We start from the raw sequence: 619 nt of genomic DNA, 5'->3' as shown, positions 1-619 counted from the left end.
TGCCCACGCCGCGCGTGCCGTGCGGCGGGTACTGCGTGGCGGCGGCGATGGCGCGGGCCTGCTCGGCCGTGTCCACCATGGGCACGAGCAGGGTGCGCGCGCCAATGTCCAGCATCTGCTTGATGAGCGCGGTGCTGCCTTCCACCACGCGCACCACCGGCTGGGCGGGCTGCGCGGACACGGCCTGCAGCGTGGCCAAGGTGCTGCGCACGTCGTTGGGTGCGTGCTCGCCATCGATCAGCAGCCAGTCGTAGCCGGTGGTGGCCGCGGCCTCGGCCAGGTACGGGTCGGCCATCGACAGCCACAGGCCGATCTGGGGCCGGCGGGCGGCGAGGGCGGATTTGAAGGGGTTGTGTGCGGGCATGGTGCGGGTCGTGCGTGAAGCGAAGGGGAAGAAGAACGAAGGGTAGCCGGCCGGGCTCAGACCCCGGCCAGCAGGTGGCCGGGCGGCAGCGGCCGGCCCTGCAGGTGGTCCACGATGTTGCGCGCCGTGGCGATGGCCACGCGCAGCGCGGCATCGCGCGTCACGCCGGCGACGTGGGGCGTCAGCAGCACCTGGGGCAGGGCGTGGAGCGGGTGCTCCAGGGGCAGGGGTTCGGTGTCGAAGGTGTCCAGCCCC

2 protein-coding genes are annotated in these 619 nt (G+C 73.3%); both read right to left on the bottom strand.

What is annotated here, in order from left to right; translation table 11 throughout:
* A partial coding sequence (locus tag AC27IQ_RS26665; protein WP_487091489.1) for an aldolase/citrate lyase family protein occupies positions 1 to 364 on the bottom strand: 364 nt, incomplete at its 3' end.
* Positions 365 to 420: 56 nt separating this feature from the next.
* A partial coding sequence (locus AC27IQ_RS26660) for an NAD(P)-dependent oxidoreductase (RefSeq protein WP_487091488.1) occupies positions 421 to 619 on the bottom strand: 199 nt, incomplete at its 5' end.

Source organism: Acidovorax sp. KPB24-07 (assembly GCF_057543315.1).
The sequence above is the reverse complement of the archived record's forward strand: the minus strand, read 5'-3'. Positions and strand labels throughout refer to the sequence as shown.